Origin of the sequence: Nitrosospira multiformis, from assembly GCF_900110185.1 — a bacterium.
In the GTDB taxonomy this organism is placed as follows: domain Bacteria; phylum Pseudomonadota; class Gammaproteobacteria; order Burkholderiales; family Nitrosomonadaceae; genus Nitrosospira; species Nitrosospira multiformis_A.
In genome coordinates, this window is the sequence record NZ_FOCT01000009.1 from 1 (window position 1) to 19,832 (window position 19,832).

The following is a 19,832-nucleotide window of genomic DNA, read 5'->3' on the forward strand; positions in this document are numbered from 1 at the left end:
AAACCGACCTGAACGAGAGCATCAAGCAGGGCAAGATGGTGCTCAAGCCCGAAAAAAAGGATGAGGAAGACGAGGAAGAGGAAGACGAGGAGTAATCATCAGCCGATTCGCTGGCGATTATTGGCCTTATTCCTTCAAGACGCCTGACAAGCAATACGAGTAATTTTCCTGTTCAACCACTGTTTCCGGTAACAACCGGAAACAGTGGTTTTATTTCATGGAGACCTTGATTCCGTATTCCTGCCTCTCTTGGCGCAGAACGCCAAAAAGAAATCCCGGATGTATGGTATGGTTCACACTTTATAGTTGTTAAGCCTCGTGCCGGTTAGATTACCCCAAGATTACCCACGGACTCCCGACAGCTGTCGCCAACACTAGATCCAAGAAATGTTACGCAACTTTCCCAGACCAGATACTCCCTATGCGCACAGAATGCGCGACTACTTTATCGCCACACTCACTTTTCTTTGTGTAGCGATCAGCCTGAATCTGGATGCGACGGGCAGTCTCGCGCAGCAAAACTTCATGGGATTGATCGCCTGGACGTTTCTGTTCGGATTGTTGATTGGCGAAAATAAAGAAGTGCGGATGCAAGTAATCATCGCGGTTGCTTTCGCTACTGCGGGTGAACATTTTGCTTCCATTTACATGCAGGGCTACACCTATCGTTTTGGAAATGTGCCCGCCTACGTGCCTCCCGGGCATGGCATGGTTTATCTTACCGCAGTCGCCCTGGCCCGTTCCGGCCTCTTCCTGAAGTATTCCCGAAGAATAGCGGCTTTCGTTGTCCTGACTTGCGGTATCTGGTCGCTCTGGGGGATCAGCGGATACCCTGAGCAGGGAGATCAGGTAGGGGCACTGCTATTTTGCGTGTTTCTGATATATCTGTTCAAAGGTCGCTCCCCAATGGTTTATCTGGCAGCCTTTTTTATTACCACCTGGCTGGAGTTGATCGGCACCGCAGCCGGGACATGGAAGTGGGCTACGATAGAGCCCGTCCTCAGCTTATCCCAGGGAAATCCGCCAAGCGGTGTAGCGGCCTGGTATTGCCTCGTCGATGCGGTAGCGATTGGCGGCGCACCGGTATTGTTGCGTGTTTTTACGAAAAGTGGCGAATGGATCAAAGGAACCAAGCCCGAAAGTATTCGCCAGCAAGCAAGAAATGATTAAGAATGAATGAATTTTATAATTCGCAAATAGTCTAAATTTTGATTATTAGCATACGTTAATACTGATACACCTTAATAAATTTGACTCGTCACAAACAGACCAATGCTGTTTAACGCTCTACATGGCGTTTAGTCTCTTCATCTTCTACAACACACCATTGTTGTACATCATTTCCTTATTTATAAATTATCCTCCTCCGACCGCGTCGACACCCCTTGTCATGCGGTTTCGAAGTATTGAATATGTCGTTTACCGAACTTAATTTAGCGCCCGAGATTCTGCGCGCCATAGCAGATCAAGGCTATACTGACCCAACTCCGATTCAGACCCAGGCAATTCCCCGTATCCTCGAAGGCAGGGATATCATGGGCGCAGCACAGACCGGTACCGGCAAGACTGCGAGTTTTACATTGCCGATGTTAAATCTCCTGCAATCCGGCGCTAACACCAGCGCCTCTCCCGCCCGACACCCCATCCGTACGCTGATTCTCGTTCCCACGCGCGAACTCGCTATACAGGTGCATGAGAGCGTAAAAACGTATGGCAAGTATCTTCCACTGAGATACGCTGCAGTTTACGGCGGGGTGGATATGGAACCGCAAGCTCGAGAGTTGCGGGCGGGGGTAGAAATTCTGGTGGCTACGCCGGGACGACTCCTGGATCATGTTCAGCAGAAGGCGATCAACTTATCCAAGGTAGAGATTCTCATACTGGATGAAGCGGACCGGATGCTCGACATGGGTTTTTTACCGGATATCAAGCGCATTCTTGCATTGCTGCCGTCCCAGCGCCAGAGCCTGATGTTTTCGGCCACATTTTCCGATGAGATCAAGAAACTTGCGGGGAAGCTTCTGAGAGAGCCGGTGCTGGTCGAAGTCGCAAAGCGCAACACTATCACTGAATTGATAACTCATGTTGTACATCCTGTGGTCCGCGAGCGCAAGCGTGAATTGTTGGCGCACCTCATCAAATCGCAAGACCTGAAACAGGTTCTGGTATTTGCGCGAACCAAGCATGGAGCGAGCCGGCTGGCTCACCAACTGGAACGGGACCACATCAGTGCAGCGGCGATTCATGGGGACAAAACCCAACCGCAGCGTACTGAAGCACTGACAAAATTCAAACAGGGCGAGGTTCGTGTCCTGGTAGCGACCGACGTTGCTGCCAGGGGATTGGACATCGAAGAGCTGCCGCACGTGGTCAATTTCGAGTTGCCGACAAATCCTGAGGATTATGTACATCGCATTGGCCGCACGGGCCGCGCTGGAACCAGGGGCGATGCCGTATCACTCGTATGCGAGGATGAGGCGGAATTACTCAAAGGCATCGAGAAATTGCTCAAATTCAAGCTGGAGTCGAAAGTAGTTCCAGGTTTCGAGCCGGAAACCCCGGTTGCTCAAGGGGAAGCTGCCACGTCGCACGGAAGAATCGACCATAGATCCGATCAATCAACGGAGAAGAAATCTGCCGGATCGCAGCCTCGCGGATTGCAGCCGCGGAAACTGGAGCAGGCAAATTCAGTTATGTCGCTTAACGGGACCAAGGGTAAAAATGCCAGGAGTTCCAAGGAGTACGCAGGCTCCCGCAAAACCGGCAAGTTGCCGGAGGATCCCCTCTTTACTCAACCCTATACACCGGGCACATTTTCCGGAGAGTCTTCGGACAGAACCAGTGCCAAGTCCGAAACCTCCTTGCCGGAAAAACGGTTCGACTATTTTGCCCATAAGCAGCAAAAAAAACCTGTTCCCGCGTTATTCATGCCCCCACGCAGTCAAAGCAAGCAGGAGCAGGAAGGGTGAGCCCGTATTGCCTAGTTAACGAAAATCACCCCCCGAATTGATCTGCGATCGGCATGGGAAAGCGCCTGACCAGGATCTATACGCGGACTGGTGATGACGGGACGACTGGACTGGGGGACGGTACCCGCTCTTCCAAGCACAGTCAGCGCGTCGAAGCCATGGGCACGGTTGACGAACTCAACAGTTTCATTGGCCTGTTGCTTGCGGAAACGCTGGATGGCGATACCAGGATAAAACTGGAAGATATCCAGCACGACCTGTTCGATCTGGGTGGGGATCTGTGCATCCCAGGACGGGTCACTATTAATGTCGGACAGGCCAACCGCCTGGAGGCGCAACTGGACCATTACAACGAAGCGTTACCGGCGCTCAGGGAATTCATACTTCCCGGTGGCACTCGGGCCGCTTCATTATGCCATGTTGCCCGGGCAGTATGCCGTCGCGCCGAAAGGCGGGTCGTAGAGCTCTACCAGGCAGAAACATTGATTCCTGTACATCTTCAGTATCTCAACCGGCTGTCGGATTTTCTGTTCGTGTTATGCCGCTTCCTGAATCGGCAGCAAGGTGTGGAAGACGTGATGTGGCAGCCCGGCAAGACCGCCGTCTAAACATCTTCTTGCGCCGGAATCACCCGCTCTTTGCGGTATCAGCATCCTTTCGCCGAAAGCCGTCGATCACCAGCAATACCGCCCCCAGCGAAATCGCTGAATCCGCCACGTTGAAGGCCGGCCAGTGATAGCCCGCTACGTGGAAATCCAGAAAGTCGACGACATAACCCAGGGTGGCGCGGTCCCACAAATTCCCCAGGGCGCCGCCTAGGATCAGGCTCAAAGCGATGCAGAAAAGTTTGTCTGCCGCATGCCTGTACAACAAAAAAACGATTAATACAGAGGCGCCTGCGGAAACGGCTGTGAAAAACCAGCGCTGCCATCCTCCCGCATCACTCAAGAAACTGAACGCAGCTCCGGCGTTATATGCCAGCACCAGATTGAAAAAACCGGTCAGCGGCACATGCTCGCCATAATCCAGCACACCCTCTATCCAGCGCTTCGTGACGAAATCAAGCACCACTACAATCAGCGCAATAACCAGGCTTACCCACAGCTTCATATAAGCCTGTCCCCACAAGCAACTTGTTCAAGCATATCGTCTAACCTCGCCAGCCCCATACAGGTTGGATACGCATCGCCCGCAAATGGTCGGGTGCTCCCTGTCCACACCTACATCCTCCCGATAATGCCAGCACCGTTCGCATTTCGGGTGAGCGCTGGGCGTTACAGCAATGCTTTCGCCCTCCAGTTTCTCACTGTGAACGGCCTGTGCCGCCGAGGTGATCATGACAAGCCGGAGATCATCGCCTAGCGACTCCAGCAGAGAAAAATCATCTCCCGCAACTCGAATCTGCACCTCGGCTGCAAGCGAAGAACCGATCTTCCCCGAGGCGCGCGACTCCTCCAGGGCTTTTTGAACCTGCGAGCGCAATTCGCGTATCCTGCTCCAGCGCGTCACGAGCGCTTCCTCATCCGGCTGCGGCGGTAGCCTGTGCCATGTATGCAGGAAAATGCTGTTCTCCGAATCACCGTGAAGATATTGCCATACCTCTTCGGAAGTAAAGCTGAGGATGGGCGCAAACAAGCGCACCAGGCTATGGGCAATGTGATGCAGCGCGCTTTGGGCGGAACGGCGCGGAAGACCATTGGCGCTGGCTGTATATAACCGGTCCTTGAGGACATCGAGGTAGAAACCGCCAAGATCCTCCGAACAGAAGTTATGCAAGCGATGCACGATCAAATGAAAGTCAAAGTTGCGATAGTCTTCCACCACTTCATCCTGAAGCCTTCTCGTAAAAGCCAGAATGTAACGGTCTATTTCCAGCCATTGCTCGATGGGTACGGCATCGGTTGATGAATCAAAATCTGCAAGATTGGCAAGCAGAAAACGCAGCGTATTGCGTATCCGCCGATAACTCTCCACCACGCGCTTCAGGATCTCATCCGATATCGAAAGCTCTCCCGAATAATCCGTAGACCCCACCCATAATCGCAGGATATCTGCCCCCGACGTATCCATCACCTTCTGCGGCGCGATTACATTCCCCCTGGATTTGCTCATCTTATGGCCGTGCCCGTCCACCACGAAGCCATGGGTGAGCAGGGCATCGTAAGGGGCGCGCCCGTCAATCGCGCAACCGATGAGCAGGGAGGACTGGAACCAGCCGCGGTGCTGGTCCGACCCCTCCAGGTAAAGGTCGGCCGGATACCTCAATTGCGGGTCAGGCTTCAGAACCGTATCGTGCGTCGTACCCGAATCGAACCACACATCCAGCGTATCCGTAAGCTTCTTGTAATCTTTCGCTTCCTCTCCCAGGGGTTCCTTCGCATCCAAACGAAACCATGCTTCAATCCCTTCCTGCTCCACCCGTTGAGCAACCTGCTCCAGCAGTTCGCTCGTGCGGGGGTGCAGTTCATGGGTTTCCTTGTTAACGAAAAGCGCCATCGGCACGCCCCAGTTGCGTTGGCGTGAAATGCACCAGTCCGGCCGGTTGTTCACCATCGCTTCCAGCCGGGCTCTTCCCCAAGACGGGTAAAAGGCGGTTGCCTCCACTGCGGCGGTCGCCGATTCGCGCAGCGATTGCGCAACTTCACCATGATCCTTACGCGAGACTTCCTTATCCATGGATATAAACCACTGCGGTGTCGCGCGGAAGATGATCGGTGTTCGATGCCGCCAGCAGTGCGGGTAGCTGTGTTGAAGCTTTTCGTTCTTCAACAAAAGCCCGTTCTTCTCCAATTCCTGTATCACCACCTCGTTCGCTTTCCATACGGAAAGTCCGCCGACGAGCGGCACAGAATCGAAGAAGCGCCCGTCATCCCCCACCGGATTATCCACCGGCAAGCCGTACTTCTGGCCCACTACATAATCGTCCACCCCATGTGCAGGAGCTGTATGCACCGCACCTGTTCCCGCATCCATGGTGACATGTTCTCCCAGAATGATGGGCACCTGCCGGGAGTAAAACGGGTGCTGCAGCAGCATGTGTTCCAAGGCAGCACCCGTACATCTGCCCGCAATACTCACGCCAGCTTTTGCGATTCCATAGCGCAGCAAAGCACCGTCAACAAGGGCATCGGCCAGAAGTAAGAACTCACTTCCGGTGTCGATCGCAACGTATTCTTCATCAGGATTCAAACTCACTGCCTGGTTGGCCGGCAAGGTCCAAGGGGTGGTCGTCCAGATAACGACATAAACGGGTTTGTCATCATGGGCACCCGGATGCGGCAAATCATCCGATGGCTTCAAGACCTTTTGCCAGAATACAGCCGGATCAGCCACCCTGAATTTCACGTCTATCGCAGGTGAGGCCTTGTCCTCATATTCGACTTCCGCTTCGGCCAATGCCGAGCCGCAATCGATACACCAGTTGACCGGCTTTTGCCCCTGGTAGAGATAGCCGTTTTCATAAATTTTGCCCAGCGCACGGATAATGCCTGCCTCCGTGCGGTAATTCATGGTGAGGTAAGGGTTATCCCAATCGCCCAGGACACCGAGGCGGATGAAATCCGCTTTCTGCCGCGCAACCTGCTCCTTCGCAAAAGCGCGGCATAGCTCGCGCACCTTATCTCCCGCCAAGTTCTTGCCGTACTTCTTTTCGATCTGGTGCTCGATTGGCAGGCCATGGCAATCCCAGCCCGGCACATAAGGCGCATCGAAGCCAGCCAGGGTCTTCGACTTGATGATGATGTCTTTCAGTATCTTGTTGACCGCGTGGCCGATGTGTATATCCCCGTTGGCATATGGCGGTCCATCATGCAGCACGAACTTGGGGCGGCCTTTGCAGGCTTCCCGGATTCTCTGATAAAGATTCTTTTCTTCCCATGCCTTAAGCATCACAGGCTCTCGCTTCGCGAGATCACCCCGCATCGGGAAAGGCGTATCGGGCAGGTTCAGCGTTTTCTTATAGTCGGTCATGAAATATCGAAAATGTAGCGAATGGCAGCCTTATCCTTGCACCAGCTTCTTTTCAGAAAGAGCGGGTGCCTCGGATAACGAGGAGAAGTATTTATTTGCATTGTCCACATCCCGGCCAATCTGTCTGGTCAGCGCCTCGAGGTCGGAATATTTTTCCTCATCACGCAGCTTGTGAAGAAAATGCACCCGCAAATGGCGGCCATAAATTTCCTGGTCGAAATCGAACAGGTGAACCTCCAGCACCGGCTTGCCATGCTCATGCACAGTGGGACGCACGCCCAGGCTTGCAACCCCCTGCAGTGTATCCAATGAAGGCACTTCCAATGACGAGGGCGTCTCGTTCCCCGAAGCTTCCATTTCGACTTCAACGGCAAAGATTCCCGCCAGTGGCGGGCGATTATGCTTGAGCTGGATATTCGCAGTAGGAAACCCGATCTTCTTGCCGAGCTTGTCGCCATCCACCACGCGCCCGCTGATGCTGTAGAAACGGCCCAGCAGGCATTTGACCAGCTCGAGATCACCCGCCGCCAATGCTTCGCGAACGGCGGTGCTTGAAACCCGCAGGCCGTTTACGGTAAAGCCCGGCATTTCTTCCACCTCGAAACCGCACTCTGCCGAAAATGCCTTGAGCATCTCATAATCGCCGGCACGGCGTGCACCGAAGCGAAAGTCGTCTCCCACCAGAATCCAGCGCGCAGCCAGACCATGCTGAAGGATGCGGACAATGAAATCCTCCGCCGGAATTCTGGCAAAATCGAAATCGAAGCGGCATATCTGAACTCGCTCCACCCCGGCTGCCGCCAGCAACTCCAGCTTCTCCCGCAGGCTGGTGAGCCGCGTGGGCGCCTTATCCGGCGCGAAAAACTCGCGCGGATGCGGTTCAAAAATCATGACACAGGATTCGACACTAAGCCGGTCAGCTGCCTCTTTCAGGCGCGCAAGCATCGCTTGGTGCCCCAGATGCACCCCATCAAAATTGCCGATAGTGAGGGCAACCGGCGCATCAGCCTGAACGGGAGTGCCGTGGGAAATGCGCATGCCTATTGCTGCTAAAATGCTGAATTGTAGCCTGTTTGGACGAGTTTCAGGCAGCTGATTTTCAGGCGGTTAATGCTCCAAAGAGCGGCGCCAGAAATTCCACCGTTTTTTAAGAGGGTGGATACTGCCGCAGCTGAGCATCCCTAATTGTATTTCGTGTTTGCAAGAGACGGTCAAGAGGTGAAACAGGAACGTAGTTCGGCAAGAAAATCGTACTGTTTCTACGGTTGCTTTAGTTTTTAATCTTGCACGCTGGATTCCAACAGAATTGGCACTGTGCTACAATCTCGCCGGTTAAAAACCTGTACCTGAATCGACTGTTACAGGATAATCGTTTTAATAGGCCAAGTAGCTCAGTCGGTAGAGCAGAGGACTGAAAATCCTTGTGTCGGTGGTTCGATTCCGCCCTTGGCCACCAGTAATTCAAAAGGTTAGAAGATTTAATATCGGAAAACCTTTTGCTTTGTGTAATTCTTGTGTAATTGCGACGAGAATTACTACCTAATCTTCCGATAGCGGTCCTCAAGTTTATCCATTGCTGTCTTGATATGTTGGCCGTTCTGGTGAGCATAACGTTCAACCATTATTAGGTCTTGTGCCCTGAAATCCTTTTTACCGTAGGCAGATCCACTCCAGCCTGGACCAAGTGTGCGATAGCGGTATAGCGAAGCGTGTGCCGCACAACTTCGTCAGGATCCATTCCGGCGGCGGCAACTACACGACGTGTGTCCTTTGCCTTCTCAGTAGATTTTCTTCTTTCTTGCGTCGTACCATGAAACCGATTAGGCCTAGGCCAGCAAGCATCAGAGCGTAGATTTCCGGTTCTGGGATGGCCAGAACAATGACTTGTCCCTCATTATTTATACCCATAGCGGCGGTGAGGACGTCCCCCTCGGACAGGTGAACCGGTGAATTGAGGTCTGTCATGCCTTCGCCCTCGGGGCCGGTGATGAAAGCACGCCAAACGTTTTGAGCCGTGAGAGAGCTGCCTATCACCTGCCCGGCCTCGTTGATGCCATGCGCCTCGCTAGAAGTACCGCCCAAGGCGCCCAGGTCTCTCATGCCCGTCCCGTCGGGGCCCGTGATGAAAGCATGATTAGAGGAAAATCCAATCGTCGTGGAGCTACCAACTACCTGCCCAGTTTCGTTGACACCAGAAGCACTGCTGAAAGCAGCGGGATGATTGCCGGCCAAGGTGCCCAGACTCCTCATACCCATCCCATCGGGACCCGTGATGAAAGCATGGGACTCAAACTGAAGACGGTCACGAATTGAATTAGAAAATCCTGCCACCTGCCCTGAGTTGTTGATGGCAAAGGCAGATGAAACCGAACGTGTCGGATCATCCCCAAGGTACCCAAGTCCCTCATACCGATCCCGTTGGGGCCGGTGATGAAAGCATGAAAAGGAGCTTCCCCAACATCGCCCACTAACTGCCCCACATCGTTGATGTTACGATAAAAAACGGGGCTGAAAGGGGATTGATAAAGAAAGGGGAGTTGTTGTCCTGCTGTTGAGGTCGACGAGGTATTGACGTATTAGTGTTTGAGCGAAGGCGCTGGTACCGAAACTCAGGCCGGTGAAAAATGTCGCAAGGAGGATAAAGCCACGGATTTTGAAACCAACGAAGGTTTTCACGATAAACTCCTCCTTAGTATTCCATATATTATTCCATATATTATTCCATATATAAGAATGGGACTTCCAAAAAATGGAATTACTAGGCTGGGCAAGTATTCTTTAAATATAGATAAGGGATATAAATTATCAAATAGGGTTGAATGAATTGCCTCGGCAAACAACAGCAGGATCAAGTAGCAAGGGTGAATTTCTACCGCTGTTCCCTCATTAAATAAAGTCACTCGTGCGCGGATTGATTGTCCGATCAGACCTTTGTTTTTCGAACACGCATCGCGCATCTCCCTCACAACGTGAAGTGCTCCTAATCGGGTTTATAGGCATTTTATGCCAGCAGGCCCTTTCGCCGGACCATGAATCCGACTAGGATCAGGCCCGCGAGTATCAAAGCATAGGATCGAGGCTCAGGGATAAGGGCAGTGGCGAGGACCTGTCCCGCGTTATTGATGTCGCTGGCCCTCCTTGGAACTATTCCGGCGGGAACTCATCTGAAGAACTGAGGTACGTCATACCAACGCCATTGGGACCGGTGATAAAAGCGCGCTCACCTGCGGCCGTTCCAGCCACCTGTCCGACATCACTGATGGCAGAAGCTTTACCTCCACCGAGATCGGTCATGCCCCCGCCACTCCTGAAGGGGATCGCCGAGTTTCCCCGGCAGGCGCCGACCGCTTCTTCTGGCAAGGCATCAAAACCGACGAAGACGCGCTTATCAAGGCCATGGTGGTTGCAAGGCAAAGCAGCAGGCGGAAATCGACTTGCGACTGATCAAGCAACTGGAGGATGCACCGGGCGACGTCCAAGACAAGTGTCATGCCTTATGGGCGCTGATCACCACCGGCAAGGATGACGACGGGGTCGCATTACTGAGTGCCTCGGCTGCGCAATCGGCATAGATCCAGGAAAGGGAGCAATGACATGACCGCTCAGATTGCAGAACGATTGAACTACCAGGGGAACGACGTGGCGATGTGCACGAACCCCCTGAGCGACTATTTCGCCATGGGGGGCGTCAATCCGCGCTTCGAGTCCAACTGCACTGCCTTGTGGCGTGGCTACGTCGGCAGCTGGGAAATTGTGAATGCCCGCCTGTACCTGATCGGGCTGAACGGAACGCTTGAGGGTGGAGCCGAGGCATCACTGGCAACCATCTTCCCGGACTATCCCGATCGCGTGTTCGCCCACTGGTACTCCGGCACGATCCGCATCCCCCAAGGCAAGCAGCTCGAATATGTGCACATGGGCTACGGCAGCACCTTCGAGCGGGACTTGTTCTTGGATGTCGAGCGAGGGGTAGTTGTGGCGACTCGAGTGCGTCACAACGGTACCGCCGAGTCTGAAAACGCCCTGAAGGTTACGAAATCGGCGCCATGATCGTGTTCCCTCGAACCGGCAAAGGCAAGGGAGAGTCGGCGTGATCTATCTCTACTGGTACCTCGGCATCGGGGTGGTGGTCCTTGCGGTTGTCTACGGCGCACACCGCCTGACGAAGGAGAAGAAATCTGAATCCCTCCGAGATCTGCTCGAAGCCGTCAACCCTGATGGCAAGAAGCTTTCCTACCGTATCCTCAACAACTTCGTCGCCCCCGTCCTCGCGGTCATCCTCGTGGTCGCCGTTTGGCCTGTGGTTGTTTACATGCAGGTCAAGGAGTTGTTCCAGAAGAAGGAAAGCAACGGTTTCCCAGAGGAACGCGAATTCGCTGTCGAGCGCGAACAACTGCTGGAGCGACTGACGGAGCAGGAGATCGAGAGGCGCGAGGTTGTCACGGACCCGCTAAAGGCTGCACCTGAATTGCCATTTGGTCACCTCCACGCAGCGTGGCAGGAGTTCCTCAAGGGCCGTGCCGATGGCGCTGAGCTGTGGTCGTTCTCGGCACGGTGGCAGACGATGTGGGGGCGCAAGGAGCTGCGGTGTGGATACGTTGTGGTTCAGGACGGAGCACCGGGCACCCACTTTCTGACGGTGTGGAAGGACATCCCTGACGAAGCGGAAGCAGATGGCAGCGCCAAACAGGAGCGAGCTAAAGACATTCCGGGCTGACTCAGGAAGCAAGCTGACTGAGTGTCAGGCGCGATGGCCCATCAAGGAGATCTCATGCAATACAAGAAATGCGATCGCGTAAGGTATCCGAAGAAGCCAGATTGGGGCATTGCCAAGTGCTCGCCGACAGTACTGACGGAACGGTACGGATTTCTTCACCATGCCGGAGAGAAGACGATATCCCTGAATTTCGTGCAGCCGGAGAAGCTGTCTGGTGATGCAGCGTCGAGTCCGTTCCTGGACCAATTGGATCTGACGGCGCAGCCTACCAAGGACGCGAAGGGAAAAGCCCCCTGCACGAATTGCGGCGCGCCGACGCAGTTTGGCGACATAGCCAATCCAATGCGATATCGATTGGGTGGTGTGAGTCCTGTTTCAAGCACAGCCAGCAACGTTTGAAGACAAGCACACCGGTGAGAAGCGGTACTACGACGAGCTGCGCACGATCGACGGTATCAAGAGCCGCTACAGCCCGCACTGAGGAGCAGCATGTACGAAATCGAAATGCATGAGATGTCGGAAGCGTTCTTCCCCTGCTGGAAGGCAGCCGGCATCCACTTGAGCAAACAGGTCGATGGCGGGATCCAGTCATGGCTCCGCGCGCACCCCTACCCGCCGTTCCTGGAGCATCTTTCGTTCCGTCTGGGCAACCAACTGTTCTTCGTGCGTGTCGAGGACGTTAACGGGAAAGTGCGGGGCCCCGGGAATCCGCAAGGGTTCATCACGGCGGCCAGGATGGCCAACGGTCGAGCCTGCATCCTGCCGATGAAGAAGAAGCTCTTTGGTGGCGCCTGGGTGGCAGACATGGCGGGATGGGGCTTGCTGGACCCGGATACCAGAAGGCCGATCGATCCTGTTGCCTTGGTCACGGACCAGAAGATCGAGATGACGCCGTGGGAGGTCCACGACATGGCCGTCCAAGTGGTCCGCGACTATCTGGACAAGCAAGGCTTCGAGTTGATGTCCTGGCAGGGCAACCCGGAGGTGGATCCCTCAATCTGGTTCCTCGGAAAGTCCAAGCGGCCGGAGTGGGTTGTGGTGCGTTCCGCGAAATTTCCGGCCAATAGCGTCGGGCGCCCGAGCAACTGGCAAGCGATTGCCGCCGGCTGCGCCAAGATGAGCGCCACGGGGCATTTCGCCTCTGTCGCTGCGGTGAGCGTAGACCAGCCCTTCAAGTCCAGCGAGGAGGCACCTGTGCCGTTGTGGCGGGGGCATGGCATGCATGTCCGATTTACGGGGCTTGAGTGAGTCAAGGGCCGAATCGAGCAAGGACGAAAAGATGAGCACGGAAGATTACAACGACGAGGGCGGTGCGCAGGAATGCTCCTACTGCGCAAGCAGCGATGAATGCGCTCACGTGCTGCTTATTGTGGACAGGACGTTTCGCACCGCTGAGGGCGGTGTGCTGATAGATGCGTTCAACGAACGTTGGAGCAAGCTCTGCGAAGACGGTGGCGATGACTTCGAAGAACGCGAGCCGTTCGAGAATCTGCTCGACGAGGTTGATGCCTTCCGGACTTTTCAGCCGAATACGACAACGAGGGAGGGCCAGGGATGTCCTCGACCTATGCAATCTACTACGTCGAATCGGCGGACAAGGCCAAGGATGCGATGGCTCGGTTTGTGAACGGGAATGATCAATGATTCGCTGTTCCGCGAAGATCGTGTTTCTCCACTCCGAAGCTTTTTCGATGGGTGACGACTGGATTGATCGTATCGAGCTTTGCTGCGCGCCCTGCAGGGTGTGATTGTGTTTGGCGTGAGCCTCCGGATCGCGCTCGCTGTGCTGATGACTCTGCTTGGTGTTTATGCCGTCTGGGTCCAGCCTAACTGGATCGAAGTCAGCATCCACGACATGCGGTCGGGCAACGCAGGGGATGGCATCCGAGTCGTCCAACTCTCGGACTTACATCTCTCAGGATAAACTCCTAAAGGATATCTGCAGGTAGACTTCCATCATTTACCGATGACCGCTGCCGATGGAACGCTGCCCCTGGAGTGAGAGTTTCGACCTCTACCGCGAATATCATGATTGCGAATGGGGGGTGCCGTTATATGATGATCGGGCGCTCTTCGAGCTCTTGATTTTGGAGGGCGCGCAGGCTGGCCTTTCCTGGGCCACTATCCTCAAGAAACGGGAAGGCTACCGGCGGGCCTTTGACAGCTTCGATCCGGTGCTTGTCGCCGGCTACGGCGAGGACAAGGTGACTGCCTTGCTGGCAGACCCAGGTATCGTCCGCAACCGCTTGAAGATTGCTGCCACTCTCCAGAATGCCCGCGCCTACTTGGCCCTCACCGCCGCCGGCCAGTCCTTCAGCAGCTTCCTCTGGCGCTTCGTCGATGACAGGCCGGTCCAAAATGCCTGGAGTTGCATGTCCCAAGTGCCTGCACGAACGCCTCAGTCCGATGCCATGAGCAAGGCGCTCGGCAAGGCGGGATTCAAGTTCGTGGGATCGACCATTTGCTACGCCCTCATGCAGGCCGCTGGTATGGTTAATGACCATCTGACAACCTGCTTCCGGCATGAAGAGGTGAAAGACCGGTTTCGTTCGTCGTCGCCACGATGATACGGTAGACGCGCTCGCTGCCCTCCGGCTTCTCCGGGGTCAGTGTCGACCCCCGTTTCTTCTCGCGCGCACCGGAGAAGGTGCCGCGCAATAGGGCGATCGCCAAGATCTGCTGTCTGTGTTTGCGGATGCGCCCCTTCACCTCTGGGTTTCCCCCAAAACCCGCCACTAAAAAGCCAAACGGTCAAAACCTCGAATAGAGCGCCAATCTGCCCCTATTCCCGCGTCTTGAAGCGCTAACGGTCTGTATATCCTTTTTGGCTCAGCTTTATCACGTCTCTTCCTCTTCAAGCAGGACTCACCTGTTTGATCCTTATCGCCAATCTTTCAGGGAATACGCGTAAATCATGAGCAATAATCCGGATTTCAGCATCGGTTTTTCCACCAATCTCGTTCGCGGTCTTAACCCGAACTGGCAGCCGCAGAAGGGGTTGCTCAACATCCTTTATTCCGCCGAACACCAGGCGATGGATTTAAAGCCGGTGGAGCCGGTCGAGCACCGGGGCTCGTGGTCTTACCCTGTGATTACGCTGCATGAAACGGCCTTGGAGTTGCTGGATGAGCTGATTCCGTATGAGATCGTCAAGCCTTCCAGCGACATCGATGCGCCTTCCTTTGGGCCGGGCGCCTTGCTCGCGGGTGCTGCCGGCAGTCGGGCTTCCCTGGAGATACTTTCAAAAACCATCGGGGTGGATTTGACGAAGCCGGGATCAGGTTATGCGCTAGTCAAACTGGAAAGGGTGGATGGAGCGGACAACCATGCGTCGGAGGTGGGCGGCATTCTGGTACACGCGCGTCCTCGTCAACCCGATCCCGAGTATGGGCTCATCCCTGCCTTCATTTCGGCTTCGACCAGGTTGCGGCATGCCGGGCGTAGCCGGCTGCAGGATTACGGCGATCAACTGACAAAGGATGATGCCAACAACGTCCTGGATTCTTTCCGCGAATTTGGCACCCATTATGTTTCCGGCGTGGAGCTGGGCGATACCATCCTTCAGGTGTTTGCCTATCAGCCGGAGCAGTTTGCCCGGATCAAGTCGGCTTATGCGGACGGCAGCAATCCGCTATCGGGCCATGGCTCGCAAAATTTTGTCCAGTTTACGACCGACCGCGCCGCCGGTATCTTCGGCTATGTGGAAGAGTATGGAAATGTCATTTGCCTGAGCAATTCCGCCGTCTTCAATTCGACCCTGGAGCGGAGCGATTGGCTGGATAAGCTGTGGTCAAAAAAGAACAGCGTGTTCTCGCTGTTCAACGTCAACTCGGTGCTGTCGCTTGCCGATCTCCAGCAGGAATTCGTCCAGCAGACGGTGATAGGGGTGCGGCTTGCCAGCCTGAGTGTGATGATCGAGCAGAAGCGCGGGTTGATCTGGCAGCGGGTCTTCAAGGGTGCGATAGCGCAGAAGTACCGTGCGACCATACAGCCGAATTTTTCCATTTATGACCAGCGCGATTTTGTTCGCATGCTGCCGCAGGATACCGCCGGGATCGTGTCCTTCATTGCCACTCCAACTATCAATGCGTACAAGGCACGTCTGGATCTTGCAGACATGCAACTCGTGGCTGCCGAAGAAGTGCAGGATTTCATTCTTCTTGCCAACGTATTGTCCGTGAGCAGCAATAAAACCATCGAAGTGCCCGGAAAAAAAGTGCGGCTGTTCGGGCAGGTGCTGGATATGCGGGTACAAGGCCAACCCAGGGCGATCTCCCTGGCGGATGAAGCATTTGAATCGCTGCAGTTGGGATGTGATGAGTTTCTGGGTGCTTTGGCGATCAGAAACAGTTCCGGTTCACGCTACAGTGTCATCGTGGATGGACTCAGGTTCGACCTGGAAGGCGAGCGTCCGGAGGCAGTGCCTTTTGTCGCGGATGACGTGCGCGTTGTGCCTCCCGCTGAGGTGGTGCCCTTGCTTGTGAACAGCCTTCAGTTTTCCATGACATTTGCCGAGGCGGTCATCAGCGACCAGTCGGGCAAAGCCAATGGCTGTCTCCAGCAGTTCGTACGCGATTATCTGAACTGGCTGGCGGAATTTCTATCGGGCGCAAGCGGTAGCGAAGAGCTGATTGCCTTGCGCATCCGTGCGATGGATCTCGCCAGCTACGCCATCAATCCGGAATATGGCAGTTTCGTTCCGATCCTGCCTTACACGGACTATGAGCAGTATGTGCAAAGCATACTCAGTTATCTGGACAGGATACAGCTGCAGGTGGCGCAAAACGAACAGCGCATGACTGCTCGGCGCGTGGAAGAAAGGGTGATCGATGTCGGCAGGACGCTCAATGAGAATATCATCAAGTCGGGCGAACTGGTCAGCGATGTGATCAAGGCGAATGCGGAGCAGCAGAGAGACCTGGAAGGATTCTACGATTCGCTGATTGCCCAGAGCAAGGCCGAGGCCGACCAGCAGCAGAATAAGATCAACGACCTGCGCGCGTCACTGTTCGAAGCCCAGGGAGAAGTGAACCTGGCGGTACAGAAATATAAATCCGCGGTACAGCAGTGGCAAACCATGGAAGCGATCAAGTTCGGACTGGAAGTGGCCACCAATCTGTTCAGCCTTGGTACTTCCATCGCCGTGCCGGCATCCTCCATCTCCGCAGTGAAAGATCTTGGCCTCACCGTGCAACGCATCCAGAAGACGCTGAATGTACTCAACGCCCTGTCCAAGCTCTATACCGGCGCGAGCACTGGCGCCAAGGGTCTGGAAAACGCCCAGCACGCGCTGGATGATCTGGATGATGCGCAGTTCGGCAATCCATCGATGCTTTCCTGGGATGAAATGTCGATTCAGTTCAACCAGATCATGGCATCGGGTCCGGACATCAAACCTGAAAAGGCAAGCCTGCAAGCGGCTTTTGCGACGATGGTGCTGCGCGGCAAGGCTGTAACCAGCGCTGAATCCGCATTGCACGCCCTGCAACGAGACATCTATACCAATCAGAAGCAGAAAGAGATCAACAGCCGCCAGGCAAAACGGCTGGAGGAATTGCAGCAGAAGCTGCATCCTGCCCAGGTGAAGGATCTGGACCGTTCCGCAATCGATCTGGTGGCGTTGACCGGGCACCTGACATTCATCCAGAACCAGATGCTCACAATTCTTGCCAAGGCATTCCTGATGCAGGACCTGGCGCTTCAATACGCCAACCTTCAGCCCGCCACACCCGTGCTGGCGTACAGTCTGCTGAAATTCAGTGCCGCGGTGGTTCAGCAGAAAGCCGCCACGCTGGAAGCCAAATCCCTGCTTGCCCAGTATCAGGTCACACGAACCAGGCCGATCGAATATGTCATCGAAGGGGTGAAGCCAGAGGAATTGACGGGCGGCAATATCTTTCGTACCCCCATCTTCCTGGATGCCCCGGCATTCTACCAATACGTCAACGCCAGGATCGTTTCCGTGGTTGCTTTCGTGGAAGGTGTCAAGTCGACTGAAAGCGGTACTTATCTGCTGCGCCTGGCCTATAGCGGAACCGCCTTTCATGACCGCAACTTGCATCGTGACCCGCTGACGTTCCGCACGCCATGGCGCGAGCGCATATACAACTATAACGCCCAGGACAACTCGCCCAGGTTTTCCGACGGGGGGCAATCCTGGTCTGGGGGTGTAAGCCGGGTGACGCCCTTTTCCATCTGGGAGATTTCGCTGCCGAACACGAGCACGAACAAGGGCCTGCGGTTCGATGGCGATAGTTTGACGATCCGCTTGTCCTTCGTGCTGGAAGCAAGAATTGCGGATGCGCAGAAAGTCATGCAGCGCCGCGCCTTGAATCGCCTGCTCGCATCAGGCTTGCCCCCGGTGCTTGCGGCCCCTGCGGCCGAAGATGTCCGCCCGCTGCTTGCTGCAGCTCCAGCTCCAACCTTGCCTTCCGCAGACACGTTGCTGAAGCAGATGTATGCTCAGGGAAGCTGCACCAACGGTTGGGATGTGGTGTTCAACATGAATCTGGAAGAGATCAACAGAGCGCTGAAGGACCAGTACGAAGCCCTGAAAAAGGACACAGCCTACAAAAACAGAATCGTTGTCAACACCTCGGAGAAATATCCTGGCGACGTGACTGTGATCAACCGCTTTACCATCGAATACGGTTATCCCCTTCTGAGTTTCAGCATCAATAACAACAATACTGCGATGCTGAGAATGGAGGTTTTGAATGGTTCAGTGCAGCGCTGTTCGAAAGTGGGATCCTTTCCTGAGCAGTGCGATGTCCCCCAATCTATCGGCGGCGAAACCCTGACGGCGGTGATTCAACTGGCCAAGGTGGCAGGGACGGTCAAGATTGACAACAGCAATCACAACGTCTTGAAAGTGCAGCTCGACATGAAGGAGGGAACGTTCTCGATCAGTAACATCGATCTGAGCGACGCAACGAAGGTGGAATTCAACAAGGCGGTGAAGGAATACTTCGTCAATAACCCTGTGGTCTACCTGATCAATCAGCTCGACCTGACCGCTATTCCCACGCTGGAATCACTCAAGCCAAGCGATTTTATCTTCAAGCCGCTTCAGACACCCGGCAATAACGAGATGCTGCAGCTCTTCATCATGACCGGAGGACGGGCAGCGCTGAATTACTCCCAGGCTTTTCTGAACAATATCCCTGAGCCGATCCCGCAGGGTCAGAGTAACAGCATGATCGTCCGCTCGGCGCTGATATTCAAGGATGTGCTTCCGCAAAGCTTGAGAAACAATGGCTGGGCGCTGCAAGGGGTCGATCCAGGCAGTTCAGCCAAGGCGTGGTCGGCTAAATTCACCAGTGCCAGCGTCACCGGCAGCGTTGACTTGAGCAAACTCAACCACACCTCGTCCACCAGCAGCGGTCGTGGCAGTGGATCGATCACCCAGTATACCTACTCGATCCCGGGCGGAAACGATGTCTCCTGGTCGCTGGCGGATACCGCCATTGTCGTACAGCCAAACGGGCAAATGTATTACAGCGGGTCGCGCGGGCAATCCCTGCAATACAACCAGCGTGCCTGCACGTCGTACTATCCCTGCTTGTGGAATTGCGACCCCCGCTGCAGCGATTCCAAGCTGGCAACCGACGTGACCATCGAGGTGAAAGCTGCGTTGCCGCTGAGTGTGGGTGGAAGCGGGCGCAACCAGACCATCGAGATCAAGACTTCCGGTCAGGGAGTTGTGGTCAGTGGTCACTTGTCGGGAGGAGGACCTAGCGGCTCCGACGATCTGGCCGCGCAGGTTAACCAGCAGATACAGAGCCAGGTGCCGACGCAGATTGCGGAAAAGCTGTCGATCCAGTTTGACTCCATTTCGGTATTCGCGCTGAAAAACCTGCTGTTTCCATCGAACAACTACATCTCGTTCAGCAGTTGCGCCGTGCCGGGCGACCTGATTCTCCTGGGCAACTTCAACTCGGCAAAATCCTAGGAACGAGAAAAACTATTCACATTTGAGCGTCCCGAGCGGATGCTCTTTTTTTGTGCGCCGATGGAGGCACTGGCTTGGAGAGCAGTAGGCTAGCCCGGATATTTCACCGGATCACGGGATAATGGCGAGGTTGGTGAAATATCCGGGCTAAGCCATGTCAGATTGGTATCTACTATTTCACATTCAGAGCACGGTAATAACGCAAGCTGCAAGGGTGGAAGCTATT

The 19,832-nt window shown here is 54.8% G+C and carries 18 protein-coding genes, 1 tRNA gene and 2 pseudogenes; 13 read left to right on the forward strand and 8 right to left on the reverse strand.

What is annotated here, in order from left to right; translation table 11 throughout:
- Nucleotides 1–387 precede the first annotated feature (387 nt).
- The 3 genes from BMY01_RS10880 to BMY01_RS10890 all read left to right on the forward strand — a co-directional run bounded on the left by BMY01_RS10880 (nucleotide 388) and on the right by BMY01_RS10890 (nucleotide 3,577).
- The gene (locus tag BMY01_RS10880; RefSeq protein ID WP_074747074.1) at nucleotides 388–1,170 is read left to right on the forward strand and encodes a hypothetical protein; all 783 of its coding nucleotides are present in this window, start codon (nucleotides 388–390) and stop codon (nucleotides 1,168–1,170) included.
- Nucleotides 1,171–1,412: 242 nt separating this feature from the next.
- On the forward strand, nucleotides 1,413–2,969 hold the full coding sequence (locus BMY01_RS10885; protein WP_074747076.1) for a DEAD/DEAH box helicase: 1,557 nt from the start codon (nucleotides 1,413–1,415) through the stop codon (nucleotides 2,967–2,969).
- 53 nt (nucleotides 2,970–3,022) lie between these two features.
- Nucleotides 3,023–3,577 (forward strand): cob(I)yrinic acid a,c-diamide adenosyltransferase, encoded by a 555-nt coding sequence (locus BMY01_RS10890; RefSeq protein ID WP_074747078.1) that lies wholly within the window; start codon nucleotides 3,023–3,025, stop codon nucleotides 3,575–3,577.
- A gap of 19 nt (nucleotides 3,578–3,596) precedes the next feature.
- On the opposite strand, the gene lspA is transcribed toward BMY01_RS10890, so the two are convergent.
- Genes lspA through BMY01_RS10905 form a run of 3 tightly spaced genes read right to left on the reverse strand, consistent with a single transcriptional unit; the run spans nucleotide 3,597 to nucleotide 7,976 of the window.
- The gene (gene lspA, locus BMY01_RS10895; protein ID WP_074747080.1) at nucleotides 3,597–4,079 is read right to left on the reverse strand and encodes a signal peptidase II; all 483 of its coding nucleotides are present in this window, start codon (nucleotides 4,077–4,079) and stop codon (nucleotides 3,597–3,599) included.
- Between the two features lie 27 nt (nucleotides 4,080–4,106).
- A complete protein-coding gene (gene ileS / locus BMY01_RS10900; protein ID WP_074747082.1) occupies nucleotides 4,107–6,938 on the reverse strand; it encodes an isoleucine--tRNA ligase in 2,832 nt (943 codons plus the stop codon).
- A 30-nt stretch (nucleotides 6,939–6,968) separates the two neighbouring features.
- Nucleotides 6,969–7,976 carry a bifunctional riboflavin kinase/FAD synthetase gene (locus tag BMY01_RS10905; RefSeq protein ID WP_074747084.1) on the reverse strand — a complete coding sequence of 336 codons (1,008 nt, stop codon included), beginning with the start codon at nucleotides 7,974–7,976 and terminating at the stop codon, nucleotides 6,969–6,971.
- 342 nt (nucleotides 7,977–8,318) lie between these two features.
- Between BMY01_RS10905 and BMY01_RS10910 the strand changes: the two genes are divergently transcribed.
- A tRNA-Phe gene (locus BMY01_RS10910) sits at nucleotides 8,319–8,394 on the forward strand.
- Between the two features lie 168 nt (nucleotides 8,395–8,562).
- Here the strand turns inward: BMY01_RS10910 and BMY01_RS18805 are convergent.
- The 3 genes and pseudogenes from BMY01_RS18805 to BMY01_RS18350 form a co-directional block, all read right to left on the reverse strand.
- Nucleotides 8,563–8,682, reverse strand: a pseudogene (locus tag BMY01_RS18805) (hypothetical protein); the annotation flags it as partial.
- Between the two features lie 8 nt (nucleotides 8,683–8,690).
- Nucleotides 8,691–9,188, reverse strand: coding sequence for a PEP-CTERM sorting domain-containing protein (locus tag BMY01_RS18345; protein WP_254772715.1), 498 nt, complete (start codon nucleotides 9,186–9,188; stop codon nucleotides 8,691–8,693).
- A 27-nt stretch (nucleotides 9,189–9,215) separates the two neighbouring features.
- Nucleotides 9,216–9,269, reverse strand: a pseudogene (locus tag BMY01_RS18350) (hypothetical protein); the annotation flags it as partial.
- 252 nt (nucleotides 9,270–9,521) lie between these two features.
- Between BMY01_RS18350 and BMY01_RS17795 the strand changes: the two are divergent.
- Nucleotides 9,522–9,761, forward strand: coding sequence for a hypothetical protein (locus BMY01_RS17795; protein ID WP_175463248.1), 240 nt, complete (start codon nucleotides 9,522–9,524; stop codon nucleotides 9,759–9,761).
- Nucleotides 9,762–9,939: 178 nt separating this feature from the next.
- Here the strand turns inward: BMY01_RS17795 and BMY01_RS18355 are convergent, their stop codons facing one another.
- Both BMY01_RS18355 and BMY01_RS18360 read right to left on the reverse strand, forming a co-directional pair.
- A complete protein-coding gene (locus BMY01_RS18355; RefSeq protein WP_254772716.1) occupies nucleotides 9,940–10,002 on the reverse strand; it encodes a hypothetical protein in 63 nt (20 codons plus the stop codon).
- Nucleotides 10,003–10,082: 80 nt separating this feature from the next.
- Nucleotides 10,083–10,298 carry a hypothetical protein gene (locus BMY01_RS18360; RefSeq protein WP_254772705.1) on the reverse strand — a complete coding sequence of 72 codons (216 nt, stop codon included), beginning with the start codon at nucleotides 10,296–10,298 and terminating at the stop codon, nucleotides 10,083–10,085.
- 74 nt (nucleotides 10,299–10,372) lie between these two features.
- On the opposite strand from BMY01_RS18360, the gene BMY01_RS18095 reads away from it, so the two are divergent.
- From BMY01_RS18095 to BMY01_RS10960, 8 genes are all read left to right on the forward strand, one after another.
- Nucleotides 10,373–10,510 carry a hypothetical protein gene (locus BMY01_RS18095; RefSeq protein ID WP_217638656.1) on the forward strand — a complete coding sequence of 46 codons (138 nt, stop codon included), beginning with the start codon at nucleotides 10,373–10,375 and terminating at the stop codon, nucleotides 10,508–10,510.
- Entirely contained in the window at nucleotides 10,485–10,988 is a 504-nt protein-coding gene (locus BMY01_RS10930; RefSeq protein ID WP_254772706.1) for a hypothetical protein, read from the forward strand. The genes BMY01_RS18095 and BMY01_RS10930 overlap by 26 nt, the downstream gene beginning before the upstream one ends.
- A gap of 40 nt (nucleotides 10,989–11,028) precedes the next feature.
- Nucleotides 11,029–11,655, forward strand: a complete 627-nt coding sequence (locus BMY01_RS10935; RefSeq protein ID WP_074747093.1) for a hypothetical protein — start codon at nucleotides 11,029–11,031, stop codon at nucleotides 11,653–11,655.
- A 54-nt stretch (nucleotides 11,656–11,709) separates the two neighbouring features.
- Complete coding sequence (locus BMY01_RS10940; protein WP_074747095.1) at nucleotides 11,710–12,054, forward strand: hypothetical protein; 345 nt, start codon at nucleotides 11,710–11,712, stop codon at nucleotides 12,052–12,054.
- Between the two features lie 90 nt (nucleotides 12,055–12,144).
- Nucleotides 12,145–12,903, forward strand: coding sequence for a hypothetical protein (locus tag BMY01_RS10945; RefSeq protein WP_074747098.1), 759 nt, complete (start codon nucleotides 12,145–12,147; stop codon nucleotides 12,901–12,903).
- A gap of 31 nt (nucleotides 12,904–12,934) precedes the next feature.
- Nucleotides 12,935–13,282, forward strand: a complete 348-nt coding sequence (locus tag BMY01_RS17445) for a hypothetical protein (RefSeq protein WP_139176871.1) — start codon at nucleotides 12,935–12,937, stop codon at nucleotides 13,280–13,282.
- A 352-nt stretch (nucleotides 13,283–13,634) separates the two neighbouring features.
- Nucleotides 13,635–14,222: a DNA-3-methyladenine glycosylase I gene (locus BMY01_RS10955; protein ID WP_074747102.1), complete on the forward strand. Its 588-nt coding sequence runs from the start codon at nucleotides 13,635–13,637 to the stop codon at nucleotides 14,220–14,222.
- Nucleotides 14,223–14,569: 347 nt separating this feature from the next.
- Nucleotides 14,570–19,606, forward strand: a complete 5,037-nt coding sequence (locus BMY01_RS10960) for a hypothetical protein (RefSeq protein WP_074747104.1) — start codon at nucleotides 14,570–14,572, stop codon at nucleotides 19,604–19,606.
- Nucleotides 19,607–19,832 lie beyond the last annotated feature (226 nt).